This is a genomic window from Streptomyces sp. TLI_185, from assembly GCF_003814765.1.
In the GTDB taxonomy this organism is placed as follows: domain Bacteria; phylum Actinomycetota; class Actinomycetes; order Streptomycetales; family Streptomycetaceae; genus Streptomyces.
On sequence record NZ_RKRB01000001.1, the window covers coordinates 8124651 to 8141521 of the forward strand.

The 16871-nt window shown below is 69.3% G+C and carries 19 protein-coding genes and 2 pseudogenes; 13 read left to right on the forward strand and 8 right to left on the reverse strand.

Annotated features, from left to right (window positions below; genetic code table 11):
• Nucleotides 1-145 precede the first annotated feature (145 nt).
• The 6 genes and pseudogenes from EDD92_RS37340 (at nucleotide 146) to EDD92_RS37365 (ending at nucleotide 4260) form a co-directional block, all read left to right on the forward strand.
• The gene (locus tag EDD92_RS37340) at nucleotides 146-964 is read left to right on the forward strand and encodes a SigB/SigF/SigG family RNA polymerase sigma factor (protein ID WP_123968389.1); all 819 of its coding nucleotides are present in this window, start codon (nucleotides 146-148) and stop codon (nucleotides 962-964) included.
• Nucleotides 961-1794 carry a DUF1206 domain-containing protein gene (locus EDD92_RS37345; RefSeq protein ID WP_185124245.1) on the forward strand — a complete coding sequence of 278 codons (834 nt, stop codon included), beginning with the start codon at nucleotides 961-963 and terminating at the stop codon, nucleotides 1792-1794. The genes EDD92_RS37340 and EDD92_RS37345 overlap by 4 nt, the downstream gene beginning before the upstream one ends.
• A gap of 62 nt (nucleotides 1795-1856) precedes the next feature.
• A complete protein-coding gene (locus EDD92_RS37350) occupies nucleotides 1857-2144 on the forward strand; it encodes a hypothetical protein (RefSeq protein WP_123968391.1) in 288 nt (95 codons plus the stop codon).
• A 32-nt stretch (nucleotides 2145-2176) separates the two neighbouring features.
• Nucleotides 2177-2355: pseudogene (locus tag EDD92_RS37355) on the forward strand (AAA family ATPase); the annotation flags it as partial.
• 418 nt (nucleotides 2356-2773) lie between these two features.
• Entirely contained in the window at nucleotides 2774-3205 is a 432-nt protein-coding gene (locus tag EDD92_RS37360) for a hypothetical protein (protein ID WP_123968392.1), read from the forward strand.
• A gap of 83 nt (nucleotides 3206-3288) precedes the next feature.
• Entirely contained in the window at nucleotides 3289-4260 is a 972-nt protein-coding gene (locus EDD92_RS37365) for a YihY/virulence factor BrkB family protein (protein ID WP_123968393.1), read from the forward strand.
• Between the two features lie 59 nt (nucleotides 4261-4319).
• Here EDD92_RS37365 and EDD92_RS37370 read toward each other — a convergent pair whose 3' ends face one another.
• The 4 genes from EDD92_RS37370 to EDD92_RS37385 all read right to left on the reverse strand — a co-directional run bounded on the left by EDD92_RS37370 (nucleotide 4320) and on the right by EDD92_RS37385 (nucleotide 6961).
• Nucleotides 4320-5036: a GAF and ANTAR domain-containing protein gene (locus EDD92_RS37370; protein ID WP_123968394.1), complete on the reverse strand. Its 717-nt coding sequence runs from the start codon at nucleotides 5034-5036 to the stop codon at nucleotides 4320-4322.
• A 78-nt stretch (nucleotides 5037-5114) separates the two neighbouring features.
• Nucleotides 5115-5639, reverse strand: coding sequence for an ANTAR domain-containing protein (locus EDD92_RS51560; protein ID WP_260327019.1), 525 nt, complete (start codon nucleotides 5637-5639; stop codon nucleotides 5115-5117).
• A gap of 234 nt (nucleotides 5640-5873) precedes the next feature.
• Nucleotides 5874-6455: a hypothetical protein gene (locus EDD92_RS51565; RefSeq protein WP_260327367.1), complete on the reverse strand. Its 582-nt coding sequence runs from the start codon at nucleotides 6453-6455 to the stop codon at nucleotides 5874-5876.
• Between the two features lie 83 nt (nucleotides 6456-6538).
• The gene (locus tag EDD92_RS37385; protein ID WP_123968395.1) at nucleotides 6539-6961 is read right to left on the reverse strand and encodes an STAS domain-containing protein; all 423 of its coding nucleotides are present in this window, start codon (nucleotides 6959-6961) and stop codon (nucleotides 6539-6541) included.
• A gap of 442 nt (nucleotides 6962-7403) precedes the next feature.
• Here EDD92_RS37385 and EDD92_RS37390 point away from each other — a divergent pair, with 442 nt between their 5' ends.
• Both EDD92_RS37390 and EDD92_RS37400 read left to right on the forward strand, forming a co-directional pair.
• The gene (locus EDD92_RS37390; RefSeq protein ID WP_123968396.1) at nucleotides 7404-7898 is read left to right on the forward strand and encodes an Asp23/Gls24 family envelope stress response protein; all 495 of its coding nucleotides are present in this window, start codon (nucleotides 7404-7406) and stop codon (nucleotides 7896-7898) included.
• Between the two features lie 752 nt (nucleotides 7899-8650).
• Nucleotides 8651-8968: a three-helix bundle dimerization domain-containing protein gene (locus EDD92_RS37400; protein ID WP_123968398.1), complete on the forward strand. Its 318-nt coding sequence runs from the start codon at nucleotides 8651-8653 to the stop codon at nucleotides 8966-8968.
• 258 nt (nucleotides 8969-9226) lie between these two features.
• Here the strand turns inward: EDD92_RS37400 and EDD92_RS37405 are convergent.
• A pseudogene (locus EDD92_RS37405) lies at nucleotides 9227-9919 on the reverse strand (NAD(P)/FAD-dependent oxidoreductase); the annotation flags it as partial.
• Nucleotides 9920-10052: 133 nt separating this feature from the next.
• Here EDD92_RS37405 and EDD92_RS51575 point away from each other — a divergent pair.
• The 4 genes from EDD92_RS51575 to EDD92_RS37425 all read left to right on the forward strand — a co-directional run bounded on the left by EDD92_RS51575 (nucleotide 10053) and on the right by EDD92_RS37425 (nucleotide 12771).
• Nucleotides 10053-10181, forward strand: coding sequence for a hypothetical protein (locus EDD92_RS51575; protein WP_260327020.1), 129 nt, complete (start codon nucleotides 10053-10055; stop codon nucleotides 10179-10181).
• A gap of 187 nt (nucleotides 10182-10368) precedes the next feature.
• Nucleotides 10369-11499: a site-specific integrase gene (locus EDD92_RS37415; RefSeq protein WP_123968399.1), complete on the forward strand. Its 1131-nt coding sequence runs from the start codon at nucleotides 10369-10371 to the stop codon at nucleotides 11497-11499.
• A gap of 79 nt (nucleotides 11500-11578) precedes the next feature.
• On the forward strand, nucleotides 11579-12493 hold the full coding sequence (locus tag EDD92_RS37420) for a HipA family kinase (RefSeq protein WP_123968400.1): 915 nt from the start codon (nucleotides 11579-11581) through the stop codon (nucleotides 12491-12493).
• Nucleotides 12490-12771: a SelT/SelW/SelH family protein gene (locus EDD92_RS37425; RefSeq protein ID WP_123968401.1), complete on the forward strand. Its 282-nt coding sequence runs from the start codon at nucleotides 12490-12492 to the stop codon at nucleotides 12769-12771. Before EDD92_RS37420 ends, EDD92_RS37425 begins: the two co-directional genes overlap by 4 nt.
• 1 nt (nucleotide 12772) lies before the next feature.
• Here EDD92_RS37425 and aceB read toward each other — a convergent pair whose 3' ends face one another.
• Both aceB and EDD92_RS37435 read right to left on the reverse strand, forming a co-directional pair.
• On the reverse strand, nucleotides 12773-14398 hold the full coding sequence (gene aceB / locus EDD92_RS37430; RefSeq protein ID WP_123968402.1) for a malate synthase A: 1626 nt from the start codon (nucleotides 14396-14398) through the stop codon (nucleotides 12773-12775).
• A 195-nt stretch (nucleotides 14399-14593) separates the two neighbouring features.
• On the reverse strand, nucleotides 14594-15193 hold the full coding sequence (locus EDD92_RS37435; protein ID WP_123968403.1) for an NTP transferase domain-containing protein: 600 nt from the start codon (nucleotides 15191-15193) through the stop codon (nucleotides 14594-14596).
• Between the two features lie 212 nt (nucleotides 15194-15405).
• Here EDD92_RS37435 and EDD92_RS37440 point away from each other — a divergent pair, with 212 nt between their 5' ends.
• Nucleotides 15406-15690 carry a DUF5955 family protein gene (locus EDD92_RS37440; protein ID WP_030940572.1) on the forward strand — a complete coding sequence of 95 codons (285 nt, stop codon included), beginning with the start codon at nucleotides 15406-15408 and terminating at the stop codon, nucleotides 15688-15690.
• Between the two features lie 253 nt (nucleotides 15691-15943).
• On the opposite strand, the gene EDD92_RS37445 is transcribed toward EDD92_RS37440, so the two are convergent.
• Nucleotides 15944-16738: an IclR family transcriptional regulator gene (locus EDD92_RS37445; RefSeq protein ID WP_123968404.1), complete on the reverse strand. Its 795-nt coding sequence runs from the start codon at nucleotides 16736-16738 to the stop codon at nucleotides 15944-15946.
• Nucleotides 16739-16871: the final 133 nt, after the last annotated feature.

Below are 16871 nucleotides of genomic sequence, written 5' to 3' on the forward strand. Positions count from 1 at the left end.
TTTGAAGGTGGGCTGCTCGGGAACCCGTCCGCGGTGCTTCAGACCGGAGGCACGCCCGTGGGAGCAGTTGTCGCTGCTCCCCAGCGTGCTGCGGCCTGCCGGCTCCCACGGTGAGCGACGCCACCGATGAGGGAGACACGCGCCCATGCCGTACGCACGCACTCAGAGGGCACCAAGCGCACGCCCCTACGACGACGCGCCGGACACCGATGCCGCGTTCCGCCGTATCGCCGCCCTGCCGGACGGCCCGGAGAGGTCCGCGCTGCGGCAGGAGGTGGTGTGCGCCTGGATGCCGATGGCCGTACGGCTCGCCCGTCGGTTCCGTCACCGCGGTGAGTCCTTCGAGGACCTCAAGCAGGTCGCCCAACTGGGCCTGGTCAAGGCGGTGTTCCGCTTCGACCCCGGTCTCGGCACCGCCTTCCCGAGCTTTGCCATACCGACGATCCTCGGCGAAGTGAAACGGCACTTCCGGGACCACCTCTGGGGCGTGCACGTGCCGCGACGCGTACAGGAGCTGCGCGGCCGGGTCCGCTCCGCCGGCCAGGAGTGCGCTTCGCTCTACGGCCACGAACCCTCCGTCCACGAGATCGCCGCGCACACCGGCCTCACCGACGCGGAGGTACGGCTCGGCCAGGGCGCGCTGGAGAGCTTCACCGCGCTGCCCCTGGATGCCGTACCCGGCCGCTCCGAGCACAGCCACCCGCTGACCGACACGCTCGGAACCATGGAGCCCGGCTTCGACCTGATCGTCAATCGTGAGGCGCTGCGCCCGCTGCTGCGGGCCCTGCCCGAACGCGAACGGCAGATCCTCTACATGCGGTTCTTCTGCGAGATGACGCAGAGCCGCATCGCCCTGCAGCTCGGTCTCTCGCAGATGCACGTCTCCCGTCTGATCACCCGCATCTGTGCATGCCTGCGCGACCAGGTCATGGCCGACACGCACGCCATGGGGAGGGCATCGTGACCTCGTCTCACACGCAAGGACGCGGCCGGGCCGCGAAGTCCGCGGCCCGTTCCACGCAGAACGAGACGCTGACTGCCGCGGGGCGAGCGGGCTTTGTCGCCCGGGGCATCGTCTACGTACTGATCGGGCTGCTGTCCATCCGGATCGCCGTCGGGAGCGGAGGCGGCCAGGCGGACCGTCAGGGCGCGCTGCACGAGATCGCGGCGCAGCCCTTCGGCAAGGCAATGCTGTGGGCGTTGGTGGTGGGCTTCGCCGCCATGGCCCTGTGGCGAGGTGCCCGCGCCGTGCTTTCCAAGGGCCCTCGACGGAAGGTGAGCTCGCGGGTGCTGGACGGTGGCCGGGCGGTCTTCTACGCCTTTGTCTGCTGGGGCACGGCGACGTATGCCGCCGGGGGCGGGCAGGGCTCCAGCGGCAACGCGAAGTCTCAGGACTGGACGGCATCGGCGCTCAAACTGTCCTACGGCCAGGTGCTGGTGGGTGCCGCGGGCTGCCTGCTGATCGGTATCGGCGCGGTACTCGCGGTCCGGGCGGCCATGCGGCGCTTCCTCAAGCAGCTGGACACCGGCACCATGAGCCATCGTACGAAGCAGGTCGTCACCGCTTTGGGCGTCGGCGGGGGCGTGGCGCGTGGCGTGGTGTTCGCCGCGGCGGGAATCTTCGTCCTGGCGGCGGCCGTCCGCTTCGACCCGCACGAAGCCAAGGGCGTGGACGCGACGCTCCGCAGCTTCGCGCAGACACCGGTGGGGCCGTGGCTGTTGGTTGCCGTCGCGATCGGGCTGATTCTCTTCGGTGTCTTCTCCTTCGCCTCGGCCCGCTGGCGCCGTCTGTGACACGGCGGACGACAGCCGGGTCGGCGAGGTTTCAACGCTGCTGTCAGGGCTAGTCGTTGGACATGTCCAGACGCTACGGCGGAAATCCCGCGGGGACGGTCATCTCCCTCATCGCGGACATCGCGGCACTGATTCTGATCCTGTGGATCGCCTTCTACCTGTTCGACGCCAACGCCGCCAACAGCGCGGTCTCCTGGGTCCACGACGCGGCGAACTGGCTCTCGGGCTGGTCGCACAATCTGTTCACCATCGACTCGGACAACTGGCGCACCGTCGTCAACTACGGCCTGCCCGCTGTTGTCTACCTGCTGATCGGTCACGCGGTGGCCGGCCGGGTCAACCGGACCTAGCCTCCCTTCCGCCGACGCGCAGCCGCGCGTAGAGCGTCGCCATCGCCTCCAACGAGTGGTTCTCGGGACGGACGAAGACCGTCACCGATCCCGGTTCTGCGCTGCCGTCGTCGACCGGCTGACCTTCGACGGCGCGATCATCCAGACCGGTACGGAGTCCTACCCTCTCGCCCACACCAAGGCACAGGCCGAACGCGCCGCAGCGAGCTGACCCGACACCCGGGAGAGAGCGGCCGTGGAGGTGTCGGTGCCATGACGTCCAAAGCCGCCCGTCATCGGCCGGTTCGACCGGAGAGGGTGCAGCCCTTGCCGTGATGGCCGGGAGAGCCGGACGGGGCCGCCGACACAGCTCGTACACGGTGTTGTGTCACTCGGTCAACGCCACGAGCGCCCACAAGCACGTATGAGGGCGCGATGGCCTGCGGAATCAGGTCGTCTGCCGGTAGTGCCTGCGTCCGCCGACCACGTGATCGACTACACCCGGACTCCACAGGATGACCCCAAGAGCGATCATGGTGTCCTCCGCTCTTGCCCTACCTCAACTCCAGGGTAGGCGCAACCTCTGGCGGTGGCCTGCCGGGCAGGACGGCTCTACCGTGGGGAGAGGAAGTACATCCCAGGAGCACGTCATGATCATCCTCGGACTCGTCATCCTCGTCGCCGCGGTAGTCATCGGTGTCGCCGGCGTTCTTTCCAACAGTGGAAGCGCCCACGAGTTCACCGGCGGATTTTCGGTCTTCGGTGTCGATGTCACCGGCTCCACCGGCACGCTCTTCCTCTGGGGCATCGTCGTCGGGGCGGCGGGTCTGCTCGGGCTGAGCCTGATCCTGACCAGTACACGCCGCACCGCTCGCCGCGCCCGCACCGCACGTCGTGGGCTCAAACCGTCCCGGCGCGAGTCTGCTGCAGCCGAACGGGAACGCGGCGGCCCGACCAACGAACCCGACACCGCCCGCACGCAGACGGCGCAGGCGGAGAAGGATGACGCAGATCCCGCCGGACCGGTCGAACGCCCCCGCCACAAGCAGCACTGGCTCCACCGCCGGGCCGCTCCCCGCTGACGATCCCGCAGACAACCTCGACACAGACCTCGGTTGACCTGGCGGGCACGGTGCCGGTGGGACGCAGAGAGCGGGTGTTGCTCATGGAATGGCTGCGAAGGCTGCCTGTGATCGGGAAGCTGATGCGTACGCACGCCGGGCGGGCGTTGGAGCGGCTGGATGCAGTCCACTGGGCCCGGCTCGCCGCGGCCGTCACCTTCACCAGTTTCGTCGCGCTCTTTCCGCTGATCACCGTCGGCGCGGCGATCGGTGCCAAGCTGCTGAGCGACGACCAGCTCGGGAAACTCCAGGACAAGATCGCCGCCCAGGCGCCGGGCCTTTCCGACCTGCTGGACCTGGACAGTCTCGTCGCGCATGCCGGATCCGTCGGGCTGATCGCGGGAGCCCTGCTGCTCGTGGTCGGCATCAACTGGGTTGGCGCCCTGCGCGGGTGCCTGCGCGTGGTGTGGGAGAAGGAGCAGGACCCCGGCAATCCGTTCCTGCTCAAGCTCAAGGACTCCGTGGTGCTGGTTGGTCTCGGCGCGGTCGGGCTGGTCGCGATCGGTAGTTCGGTGTTCGCGAACACCGCCGCCGGCTGGGCCGCCGACAAAGCCGGTATCGAGGGCGGGGCGGGACGGGCCCTGCTGTTCTTCGCCGGCCTGGCCATCGCCCTGGTTGTCGACTTCCTGCTGCTGGTCTACCTGCTCACCCGGCTGGCGCAGGTGCATCCCGGCCGACGTGCGGTCGTGGTCGCCGGGCTGATCGGTGCGGTGGGCTTCGAACTGCTCAAGTGGTTGCTGACCGGCTACCTGCAGGGCGTTGCGGGGAAGAGCATGTACGGCGCCTTCGCCGTGCCGGTCGCCGTCGTGCTGTGGATCAACCTCATGGCCAGGCTGCTGCTGTACAGCGCCGCGTGGACAGCGACAGCGGCGGGGACGGCGGTGCGGTCCGGCGAGACAGCCGAGGGCGAGGGCCCGGAGCCCGGGAACAGCCCCGCAGCCGACGCCGCACCACAGCGGGCGCCAGCCGACAGCGGCGCACCAGCAGCACCGCGCCTCCAGAAGCACGGCCCGTGATCCGAGCGTGGTTCTTCGTGCCTGGGCAGCTGCGTGCGGTCATCGTCTCGGCGACGGGATCAGGCCACCAGGCCGGGGAGCGGTTCGGAGTTGTCGATGAAGGCGCGGGCCACATCCGACAGCCGCCGGTTGTGGGAGCGGGCGTAACCGCGCAGCGCGCTGAACGCCTGCTCCATGTCCATGTTCTGGCGTTCGGCGAGTTTCCCCTTGGCCTGTTCGATCAGCACGCGGCTGTTCAGCGCGGTCTGCAGCTGCTCGTTGAGGACCGTGCTGCGCTGGGCGGTGCGTTGTTGCAGCAGGCTGATGGTGGCGACGTCGGCCAGCGCCTGGGCGATGAGTGTGCCTGCCGGGTCGAAGGGGCCGGGGGCGGCATGGAAGAGGTTCAGGGCGCCGACGACCTCGTCCCGCAGGCGCATGGGCAGCGCCTGAACCGCCCCGAAGCCGCTGCGGTGGGCCGCCGTGACGAAGTGCGGCCAGCGGTCGGCATCCCGGGTCAGGTCGGGGACTGCCACCGGTGTGCCGGTGCGGAAGCATTCGAGACAGGGGCCTTCGTCGTTCTGGAGCTGGAAGAGCTCCAGCAGGCGTACCCGTTCGTCGGAGGCGGCCATGACGCGGAGTTTGCCGTCACGGTCGGCGAGCAGCACCCCGGCTGCGCTCGCATCGAGCATGCCGACGCAGCGGTCGGTGAGCAGGCGCAGGAAGTCGATCAGGTCGAAGTCGGCGACCAGATTGTCCGCCAGCTCGACGAAGGTCTTGGCCAGGAGCTGCTGATTCATCGTGTCACCCTCGATTGAGACTAGTCCCGCCGGAAGGGGGCGGGAAGCACGGCACATTCATCGGACGGCACCGGTGCGTCAGGATTCCTCGTCGGTCCGTCTCGGTTCCGTGCCCGGGGAGAAGCGGAGCCGGTGGGCCACCACGTCGGCGGCCACGTCGGCGAGCCGTCGTCCCTGCGTGGAGGCGTAGGCGCGCAGCCGGACGAAGGCTTCGTCGATACCGACGCCGAGTTGGACGGTGAGGATGCCAGTGGCCTGGTCGATCTCCGCCCGGTATCCGCCCAGGTCCTCGAAACCGCGATCTGCCAGTGCTCCGTCGAGCGGTCCGCCCGTCTCCTCGATCCGCGCATCAAGCAGGAGCAGCGTGGCGAGATCGGCGAACGCCAGCGCATCGGCCAACTGCTCCGTGTCCAGCACGGTGGGGACGTCGGCGTACAGGTCGAGGACTCCCGGGCTGATCGCCCCCATCTGCAGAGGGAGCGCGAAGACGGCGCGTGCCCCGGCTTCCAGGGCCCCATCGTCGAACACGGTCCACCGGTCCTGCAGTGCACTGGTCAGCAGATCGGGTGTCAGGACGGCGGGCCCGTGCGTGGAGGCGTCCACGCACGGGCCCTCGCCCAGGGTGAGCTGGAGTTCCTCCAGTTGTTCGCTGATGTCGTCGGTGCTGCAACAGCGGGTGGCTTGCGGCGGTCTTGGACATCGCTGATATCCCGGCTCCGCCGACCGGCAGCGCGGCCACGGCCGCGGTGCACACATCGACCACGCCGACCCGGGCGCCACGTCGGGCCGCTTGTTTGGCGACCAGCACCAGGATGCGGGCCGAGCGGCTGTCGGACCTCACCCGGGCCACCGGGTCCAGGCATCGCGGGCGAGTCCCGTCAGCCTCGCCGTGGTTCGTTTCCCGAGGGGGAATACCAGCGCGCGGAACATGGTCGTGCCCACCGGCCGCCACACCTCTCCGACGTCCAGCCATCCCCAGGAGCGGAGCGACGCGAGGGCCGGGTGATCGTCCGGATCCACCAAGGTGGCGCCGAGGGACGCCTGGTGGTCGCTCAGCAGCCGCTCCTGCAAACGGCGGGCCACGTCCTGGTCCTGCGGGTGTGGCTGGACCAGGATGCTGGTGATCGCGAAGACGCCACCGGCCGCGGTGAGCTGCTCGATGCTCTGCGGCAGTGCTCCGTCGAACCCGAGCCACCAGAACCCGTCACTGCGCACCGGGAAGCCGAAGGCGCATCCCACCAGGTGGTCCGTCTCCGCGATCACCATGGCGAACCCCGGCCGCCGGATGTCACCGGTGAGACGGTTCAGGAAGTCCAGGCGGCTGCGGCTGCGGTACGCCTCAGCGGCGGACGTCTCGCGGGAGTCGACGTGCAGATCCGCCAGCTCCCCGACCAGGCCCTGCGCCAGCCAGCGGTTCACCCGGCGCAACCGCAGAGCATCCAAGGTGGACGACTCGCCTGCCTGGGGCGTGTGTGGCTGCCTCTGCTCTGGCTGGGCCGTCATCACACATCGCCCGAGAGGGCAGCCACCAGCGGAACAGTCCGGTGTGGCGGGGCTGTAACGGCCGGGGCGGGGGCGTCATCGAGGGACGGTGGCAGATGCCCGAGCGGCAGGCCGACAAGCAGGAACCCGCAGCCGGTGAGGTCGAGGATTCGGCCCAGTGTCGGTGGCGGGTTGTGCAGTCGCAGGATTCCGCCGGCCTCCGTGGTGCGCTGCGCGGCGTAGAGGAAGGCATTGAGGCCGCTGCAGTCGCAGAAGGTCACGGGGGCGAGGTCGGCATCGGCGATGCGGATGCCGTCGCTCAGGCACCGTGCCAGTGCCGTGCGCACCAGCGGTGCCGAATCCAGGTCGATCTCGCCGGCCAGAGCGATCAGTGCCGGGTTGCGTCGGTCGCGACGGTAGATGGTGAGCTGTGGGAGGGGCATGACGCCTCGGTTCAAAAAGACCATCCGGCAGCGAGGTGGGGGCCGGGTTTCCCGGCCTCTCTTGGCGCGCTGTCGGCAGGGGCGTACGTTCGGCGGAGGCGGAACGAGGGCCAGTCCGAGGGCCTGGGCAACAGGACAGGGGACCCACCCGGTTCCGTCCAGGGATGTGCCGGGTGACGGACGAAAGGTCCGCTCCCCGCGGCCATCTGTGTCGGGCAACGACAAGCCGCCGGGGTCTGGGACGCCTGGGCAGCAGCATAGTCCTGGCCCAGTGCGCCAGGTGGTCCGTAGCCGCATAGTCTCAGAATCTGGACGGTGTCAAAGGCCGGTGGCGCGTGCATGTCCGGTGCCCTGCACGGTACTTGGGAGAGCGGTACGAAGATGGCGGCCGACAGCCGCTCAGGTATGGCAGTCCGTCGACTGCCCGAGGAGGTGGCTTCGGATGACGGAGCCGAACGGTTCAACCCTGCACAAGTCCGATCCCGATGAACCGAGCAGCGGCGTGGGCACGACGCTGCAGACCGCACGGACCGGGCCGCAGGAACCGCTGGCGACCCGCGGCCGGACGACCATCGCGGACGGGGTGGTCGAGAAGATCGCCGGGATCGCCGCACGGGAAGTACCCGGGATCAACGCGCTGGGCGGCGGATTCACTCGCACCGTGGGCGCCGTACGCGACCGGGTCCCCGGCGGGCACGCGAGCGCGGGGCGCGGCGTCAAGGTCGAGGTCGGCGAGAAGCAGACCGCCATCGATCTCCAGGTCGTCATCGCATACGGGGTGAGCATCCGCGAGGTTGCCGCAGAGGTCCGCGAGAACGTGATCGCCGCGGTGGAACGCATGACGGGCCTGGAAGTCGTCGAGGTGAACATCGCCGTCAACGACGTGCACCTGCCGGAGGAGGACACGTCGGAGACCAGCGGCGACCGCGTGCTCTAGTCGCGAGGCGGGCAGGGGTAAGGACTCCATCCCGTCGCTCCTCTGCGGCATAGGGGCAGCCACCGATTGCAGGCGGTGATCGTCCGCTCCGGGTGCAACTCGGCCCGGCTGGTGGGAAATCCGCGGTGGCCCCGCGTTCGGATCCGTCGGCGAGAGGAGGGAATACATCGCTTTGCTCAGCGTCGACTTCCGCTTCTGCGAGTGGAGCTTCCGCGGCTGGAACTTCGCCAGGTGGACCAGCCTGACCCCACGCCGGCCGAGTGCGCAGCGAGGAAAGCAAGCCCGACGAGCATGAGGCTCGTCGGGCTGAAGATCACGTCGGTCGACGTTCCGGTGACACGGATGATGAAGGCGATGGCGAAGAGTGCGGCGGCCACGAATGCAAGCATCTGTCTACCCCTACCGGTGGACGACGAACCACACGTGATCCCGGTGGCTGCGCCGCTCCCTGCCGGGTTCCCCGGACGGCGCCGATCAGTCGCGTACATCCCGCGCCGGAGTCGGCGGCGACACCCCTTCGCCCGACCTGCTGATGGTGTGGACGAGGCAACCGGGACTGCTGATACCACGGGCTTTCGGGCCGCCCGGTCCGCACGTCGACCGATTTGAGATGGCGAGGTGATGAACAGATCCGGTAGGTCGTTCCACCGACGCGATCCGTGCAAGTATGGGAAGCGGACAGGCCGACACCGAGCACCTGGACACTGATCGGCTGCCGCGGTCGGCCGTCTGCGACAGTGAGGAGCGCCCCCATGGGCGCGAACACGGCCGAAGCCGCGGTACCCGACGCCATTCAGGAGCTGACGGACCGACTGACGACGTCCTACGCCGACCTGCTGACGGCCGCCATCGTGCAGGGTGTGGTGCAGGACTGCTACGAGCCGCTCAGCAATGCTCGTATCCCCAACTACGTGCCGATCCTCGTCGAGCACAGCAGCCGCACCAAGCTACGACAACTCACCCGACGCGATCCCACGGTTCTCCTTCGCGAGCACTCCGACGGGACACGAGGCCACTCCATCACGAGGGCCTATCGAAGGGTTCGAGTCGCCCTGACCCGCTCGCCATAGGCACGGCGCTCATGGAAGGACACTTGGCACACGGGCCCGCGCGACCATTTTTGCCACGCCAGTTCCCGGTCCAGGTCGCATGTGGAATGCGTCCTGGCGATGGCCGGTAGGCGCCATGGAAACGGCCCGAAGAGGAAAACGGCCCTGAGGAGCTACTCGATCCTCTGGTGTAGTGACCCACCTCTGCCGACGCGGAGACCGCGCACACGGTTGTTTTTGTTCGTTTTCGGCATGAAAAGGAGCCGGGCCACTATTGCCTGCGTGGACCGCTGCTGAGAACAGCGGGGGTATCCGGGATGCTGCGGGGACGACGAGGCGGGCAGTGCCGGGACGGCGGCTCGCGGTCAGCAGGGCCCCGGTCAGCAGTCGGTGGCGCCGGGTCAGCCGGGCCCAGGCGCGCTCGTAGTCGTCCGGGCGGTCCGCGGCCAGGCAGCGGATGGCTGCCCCGGCCGTGGCCAGCGCGAGGGCGATGCCTTCGCCGGTGAGGGCGTCCAGGTAGCCAGCGGCGTCGCCGACGAGCAGGACCCGGCCGGCGGTTCTGCGCCGCACCCGCTGCCGCAGAGGTCCGGCGCCGCGTACCTCCGTCGCGGCCGGTCCGCGCAGCGAGGCGGTGAGGGCCGGGAAGTCGGCGAGATGTTCGTCGTAGCCGCGGCGGTTGCGGCTGAGGATCGCGACGCCCACCAGGTCGTCGCCGACCGGTGTCAGATCGGCTTCGCCGTGCCGGGACCAGTGGACCTCCACGAAGTCCGTCCACGGTTCGACGTGGTAGTGCCGACGTAGTCCGTAGCGGCCGTGGGGGCGATTCGGCAGTTCCAGCCCCAGGCTGCGGCGCACCGGGGAGTGCAGGCCGTCGGCGGCGATCAGCCAACGGGCCGTGGTTCCGGCGGCCGTCACCGTGTCCGCGTTCTGGCGCACCTCGCCGACCTTGCCCGGCAGCATGCGTACGCCGAGGTCGAGGCCCGCGCCGCATTCCTCAATGTGAAGGACGCCGCCGAGTACCTCGGCCTCACCCCGCACCCTCTACGTCTGGCGCCACCGACGCCAGGGCCCGCCGAGTTTCCGCATGGGTCCTCGCGGTCGCGTCATGTACCGCCGGGAAGCCCTCGATGCCTGGATCCGTGAACAGGAGCAGGCCGACTCCCGGTCCAACACCGTCCTGAGCCCGCTGAGCGCCACCCCTCAGCAACGGCCCATCCGTAGTTCCAACGCCTGACGCGCCTCGCCCAGATCGCCATTTCCCCCACGACGAGGAGGCTCAACTGCCCGGCCACATCGAAGATCGATGGCTCAAAAAGAAGAAGGACCCGATAACCGGGAAGAGGGAAAGAACCGCCCGCTACGGCAAGGGGAAGCGGTACAAGGTCACCGGCATCCCCGGGGTCCGGGACCGTTCCTTTGACATCCTGGAGGACGCCAAGGCGTGGCTCCGTCGGGCAGCTACCGACGAGGAGCGCGGCGAGTTCGTGGACCCGCGCGACGGGTCCATCACGCTGGCCGACTACATCACGTTGCACTGGGCGCCGGGCAGAGGAGGCGTTCCGAAGACTCAGGACAACCAGGAGCGGAGAGCGCGCCTTCACATCGTTCCGCATCTGGGCGAGTTCCCGCTCAGGAACATCACGGCGTCGGAACTCCGCACGTACATCTCCACGTTGGAGGCGACAGTCTCCTCGGTCGACTACCGGCGCGGCATCCTGTCCGAGCTGTCCAGCATTCTGGAGGCGGCCGTCGATGACAAACGGCTCCTCACGAACCCCATGCACGCGAAGTCCGTCCGGTGGCCCAAGGCGCCGAAGGAGCGACGCGAAGCGTGGTTGTTGGAGAGGGCGCTCCATGTCCGGGATGTGATCAGCCCACGGCACCGGATATCCGTCGTACTCGGACTGGGGTGCGGACTTCGGCAGGGTGAGGTTTTTGGGCTGAGCCCGGAGGACATCGACTATGCCCGAGGTGTCCTCCATGTTCGTCGCCAAGTTCAGGCGATCAAGGGGAGGCTGTGCTTCGCTCTGCCGAAGGGCGCCAAGACACGCATCGTCGACATGCCCCTCTCGGTGGCTGAGGAGCTGAAGCGTCACGTCGAAGCGTTCCCGCCGGTGGAGGTGGAGCTTCCGTGGGGAAGGCCGGACGCGGACAAGAAGCGGAAGAAGTTCTCCCTCCTGCTCACTACCCGATTCGGCAATGCCGTGGCGGTCAACACGTGGAATTCCTACACCTGGAAACCGGCGTTGGCCAAGGCCGGCATCATTCCGCCGCGCGCGAAGGGCGCGAAGGACTGGCAGTGGGAGGCGGCGCCGAAGGACGGCTTCCACGTGCTGCGGCACACCCATGCCTCGATCATGCTGGAGTCGGGGGAGTCCGTGGTGACGCTGGCGCGATGGTTCGGACAATCCTCCCCGGCTGTCACGCTTGGTTACTATGCTCACTTCATGCCGGAGGCCGGAAGCAGGGGCCGCACCGCCATTGACGGGCTGCTGGGGAGGCAGGGAGACGAGCGTGCCGATCGAAACTCCCCAGATTCTCCCCAGGGGTGATCGGGGACGTTTCCTCGGATTGCACCGCACGAGAGCTTGCTGTGGAATGCAAGGTAAATGAGCGATGGGGCCTTGGAAGATGCTGAGAAAGGTAGCTGCAACTCGCTACATTGCGCCCTTGCGGTCCGGCGGTTCCGTCCCCGGAGTCGTCGAGGCCGACGACCTGGGGACGTACGTGGTGAAGTTCACCGGGTCCGCGCAGGGCCGCAAGGCGCTGGTCGCCGAGGTGATCGTGGGCGAGCTGGCCCGCGCGCTCGGGCTGCGCTTCCCCGAGCTGGTCCTTGTGCACTTCGACCCGGCGATCGCCGACGGCGAGCCCCACCAGGAGGTGCGGGAGCTCCACAGCGCCAGCGCGGGCATCAACCTCGGCATGGACTACCTGCCGGGCGCGAGGGACTTCACCCCGGAGGTCGCGAAGTCGTTCCCGGTCGATGCCCTGGAGGCGGGCCGGATCGTCTGGCTGGACGCGCTGACCGTGAACGTGGACCGTACCGTCCACAGCTCGAACCTGATGGTCTGGCCGACGCTCGGCATCGCGCCCCCGCGCCTGTGGCTGATCGACCACGGGGCGGCCCTCGTCTTCCACCACCGCTGGGACAGCTCGGACCCCACCAAGGCGTACGACTTCCGGCATCACGCCCTCGGCCACTACGCCCCCGACGTGCGGGCGGCCGACGCGGAGCTGGCGCCGAAGGTGACGCGGGAGCTGCTGCGGGACATCGCCGCGGAGGTCCCCGACGCCTGGCTGGCCGGGGAGGAGGGCTTCGCGGCCCCGGACGACATCCGGGCCGCGTACGTGGACTACCTCCACGCGCGCGTGCAGGCCTCCGCGGCCTGGCTCCCCACGGACTTCCCCACCCGGGAGGAACTCGCCGCCGAAGAGGCCCTGCGGATGGCGCGTACACAGGAAGGCCGCCCGAACTGGCTGAAGCGGGTCCCCGACCTGCACGGCAAACCGGCGGCGGAACAGGATTGGTCGGTGCACCTCGGATGAGCCCCGTCGTACAGATCGAGTACTGCACCCAGTGCCGCTGGCTGCCCCGCGCGGCCTGGTTGGCACAGGAGCTGCTCACCACCTTCGAGGCGGAGCTGACCGAGCTGTCGCTCAAGCCCGGAACCGGCGGTGTCTTCGTGGTCCGGGTCGACGACGAGGTGGTCTGGGACCGCCGCGAACAGGGCTTCCCGGAGCCGACGGCAGTGAAGCAGGCCGTACGCGACCGAGTGGCCCCGGGAAGGTCCCTGGGCCACTCGGACAAGGCGTCTCAGGAGTAGGTCAGCCCTTGAGCTGCTCGTACGCGGGCAGCGTCAGGAAGTCCGCGTAGTTGTCGTCCAGGGAGACCTGGAGCAGCAGGTCGTGGGCCTGCTGCCAGTGACCGGCCGCGAAGGCCTCCTCGCCGATTTCCTGGCGGATGTCGGAGAGCTCCTCGGCGGCGACCTTGCGGGCCAGCTCCGGGGTGGCCTTCTCGCCGTTCTCGAACTCGACGCCCGCGTTGATCCACTGCCAGATCTGCGAGCGGGAGATCTCGGCGGTCGCCGCGTCCTCCATGAGGTTGAAGATGGCGACCGCGCCGAGACCGCGCAGCCAGGCCTCGATGTAACGGATGCCGACCTGGACGGCGTTGACCAGGCCGTTGTACGTCGGCTTGGCGTCCAGCGAGTCCACGGCGATCAGGTCGGCGGCCTCGACGTGGACGTCCTCACGCAGACGGTCCTTCTGGTTGGGCTTGTCGCCGAGCACCTTGTCGAAGGACTCCATGGCGATCGGGACCAGGTCCGGGTGCGCGACCCAGGAGCCGTCGAAGCCGTCGCCCGCCTCGCGGTCCTTGTCGGCGCGGACCTTCTCGAACGCGACCTTGTTGACCTCGGCGTCCCGGCGGGAGGGGATGAACGCCGCCATGCCGCCGATCGCGTGCGCCCCGCGCTTGTGGCAGGTGCGGACGAGGAGTTCGGTGTACGCCCGCATGAACGGAGCCGTCATCGTGACCGCGTTGCGGTCCGGCAGCACGAACTTGGCGCCGCCGTCACGGAAGTTCTTGACGATGGAGAACAGGTAGTCCCAGCGGCCCGCGTTCAAACCCGAGGCGTGGTCGCGCAGTTCGTAGAGGATCTCCTCCATCTCGTACGCGGCCGTGATCGTCTCGATCAGGACGGTGGCGCGGACGGTGCCCTGCGGGATGCCGACGTAGTCCTGCGCGAAGACGAACACCTCGTTCCACAGGCGGGCTTCGAGGTGGGACTCCGTCTTCGGGAGGTAGAAGTAGGGGCCCTTGCCGAGGTCGAGCAGCCGCTGGGCGTTGTGGAAGAAGTACAGGCCGAAGTCGACGAAGGCGCCGGGGACCTGGTTGCCGTCTGCGTCGACGAGGTGGCGCTCGTTCAGATGCCAGCCGCGCGGGCGCATGACGACCGTCGCCAGCTCCTCGTTCGGGCGCAGGGCGTACGACTTGCCGCTCGCCGGGTCGGTGAAGTCGATGTGGCGGGTGTACGCGTCGGCCAGGTTGACCTGACCCAGGATCACGTTCTCCCAGGTCGGCGCGGAGGCGTCCTCGAAGTCCGCGAGCCAGATCCGCGCGCCCGAGTTGAGGGCGTTGATGGTCATCTTGCGGTCGGTGGGGCCGGTGATCTCCACGCGGCGGTCGTTCAGGGCGGCGGGGGAGGGGGCCACCTTCCAGGAGTCGTCCGCGCGGATGGCGGCCGTCTCCGGGAGGAAGTCGAGCGTGGAGGTGCGGGCGATCTCGGCGCGGCGCTCCGCGCGGCGGGCGAGGAGTTCGTCACGCCGGGGCGTGAACCGCCGGTGCAGCTCGGCCACGAAGGCCAGGGCCGCCTCCGTGAGGACCTCCTCCTGCCGCGGCAGCGGCTCGGCGTCGACGATGGCCAGCGGGGACGGCGCTGGTGCGGACATGAGCTGTCACTTCCTTCAGCGGTGGCACCGGGTGCCAGTCGAACCGGGTACGGCGAGCGGCGCCCTTGGAGCGGTAGGGCGCTTCTGAACAGTGGATACTAGTTTCCTCATTGTGGAAGTTCAATGGTTTGTTGATGTCGAGATTCTCCGGGTCGAGGGAAGGTGGCGCTCAGTGCCACCCTGCTCACTCAAGGTTCACTCAAGGTGGACCAGATCGGCTTCCGTGTCGATGTCGTACGGCTGCGCCACGTCCCCGCACTCGACGAGCGTGATCGCCGGCTCGTGCGCCTTCAGGTAGGCACGGGCCCCGCGGTCCCCGGTCGCGGTCTCGGCGATCCGTGCCCAGTGGGCGCTGCCGAAGAGGACGGGATGGCCGCGTACGCCGTCGTAGGCGGCCGAGGCGAGGGACGTCTCGTCCCGGTACGCGGCCAGTACCCGCCCTGCTGCCTCCGATCCGATCCCCGGCTGGTCGACGAGCGAGACGAGGGCGGCCCGGGCCCCCGTCCCGGCGAGCGAGTCCAGCCCGGCCCGCAGCGAGGTCCCCATGCCCTGCTCCCACCGCGGGTTCTCCACGAGCACGCACCCCTCCAGTTCCGCCTGCTCCCGTACGGCGTCGGCCCGCGCCCCCAGGACCACGTGGACGCGGGTGCAGCCGGCCGCGCGCAGCACGCCGACCGCGTGCTCGACGAGCGGCCGTCCATGGTGCTGAAGCAGCGCCTTGGGGCGTCCGCCGAGCCGCCGCCCGCCGCCGGCGGCGAGGACCAGCCCGGCCACCTGCTGTTCGTTCTCCGTCATGGGTCCTGCATACCTGACGCCAGGGCGAGTGCCCGGTTTCCGGGGGCTGAATTTCCGTCCGCACAGTGGCGCACCGGGTATCGGGTGGCGTTTACTGACCCGCGTCCCCCGGCGCCCGACCAGCGCCACGGGGCTTTGCGGGAGCACGAGGAGACTGCGCACGAGGGCGTGCGAGGGGGAGAGCTGTGTTGCGGAGCTTGGGGCAGAGGCCAGTGACCGGCAGCGACGAGGACCCGAGAGTGGCGGAACTGCGGACCGCGGTGTCCCGGCTGCGCCGCGAACTCGCCGCGCACCCCGCCGAGTTCCCCGACCGCGGCATAGCCGAGGACGAACTCGCCGCCCTCGCCGCGATGACGATCGACGGCGCCCCCGAGATCCCCCGCCTGCGGCGGTCCCTGCTGCTGATCGCCGGGGCGATCGGCTCCGTGAGCGCGCTGGCCAGGGGGTTGTCGGACGTACGCAACGCCGTGGACCTGTTCGGGGAACCACCGCGCTGAGTGCTACGTCGTGCCGGGTCAGGTGTGCGGCGGCTGCAGGCCGGTGCGGGCCGGCCGTGTCCCGCGGCGGAGCCGCGGATCGACCCGGCCCCGTGCCCCCGGGTGGGTGGCCGAGGTCCGTTGCCCTTGGCTGATCAAGTGACAGCTGCCGTCGGACCGAGGACCGATGCCTTCAACGCCGGCCCCGGCCACCCGTCGAACCCGACGCGCTGCATGAGCCCCCCGCCGGGGGCCGCGTCGGCGTCGCGGCCCTTCACGCCGGATTCTGGCTGACCAGTGCCTCCGACAGCTCCACCGCCACCTGCTGCAGCACCGGCACGATCTTGTCCGTCGCCGCCTCCGTGACCCGGCCCGCGGGTCCCGAGATCGAAATGGCGGCGGCGGTGGGGGAGTTGGGCACGGAGACGGCGAGGCAGCGCACCCCCATCTCCTGCTCGTTGTCGTCGACCGCGTAGCCGTCCCGGCGCACGTCCTCCAGGGCGGCGAGGAAGCCCTCCGGCGTGGTGATCGTCCTGTCCGTCGCGGCGGGCATGCCGGTGCGGGAGAGCAGGGCGCGCACCTCGTCGTCCGGGGTGTTCGCGAGCAGGGCCTTGCCGACGCCCGTGGAGTGCGGGAGCACCCGGCGGCCGACCTCGGTGAACATCCGCATCGAGTGCTTGGACGGCACCTGGGCGACGTAGACGATCTCGTCACCGTCGAGCAGTGCCATGTTCGCCGTCTCGCCGGTCTCCTCGACCAGGCGGGCCAGATAGGGGCGCGCCCAGGTGCCGAGCAGCCGGGCGGCGGACTCGCCGAGTCGGATCAGGCGCGGGCCGAGTGCATACCGGCGGTTGGCCTGCTGGCGGACGTATCCGCAGGCCACGAGCGTGCGCATCAGTCGGTGAATGGTGGGCAGTGGCAGTCCGCTGCTCGCGGAGAGCTCGCTCAGCCCGACCTCGCCACCCGCGTCCGCCATCCGTTCCAGCAGATCGAAGGCGCGCTCGAGGGACTGGACGCCGCCGCCGTTGGATTTGGCGGCGTCGGTGGTGCTGGCGCTGGACGTCGGCACGGCGCGTTCCTTTCGGGACTGGCGGGAAGGGCAGAAGCCTACCCGCCGGTCGGTTGACTCCCCGCTTGTACGTAGCTACGTTCTGCTTGCTGGAATTCTAATTCCGCTTTGTGGAAACGTCCAGAGTGGGCCC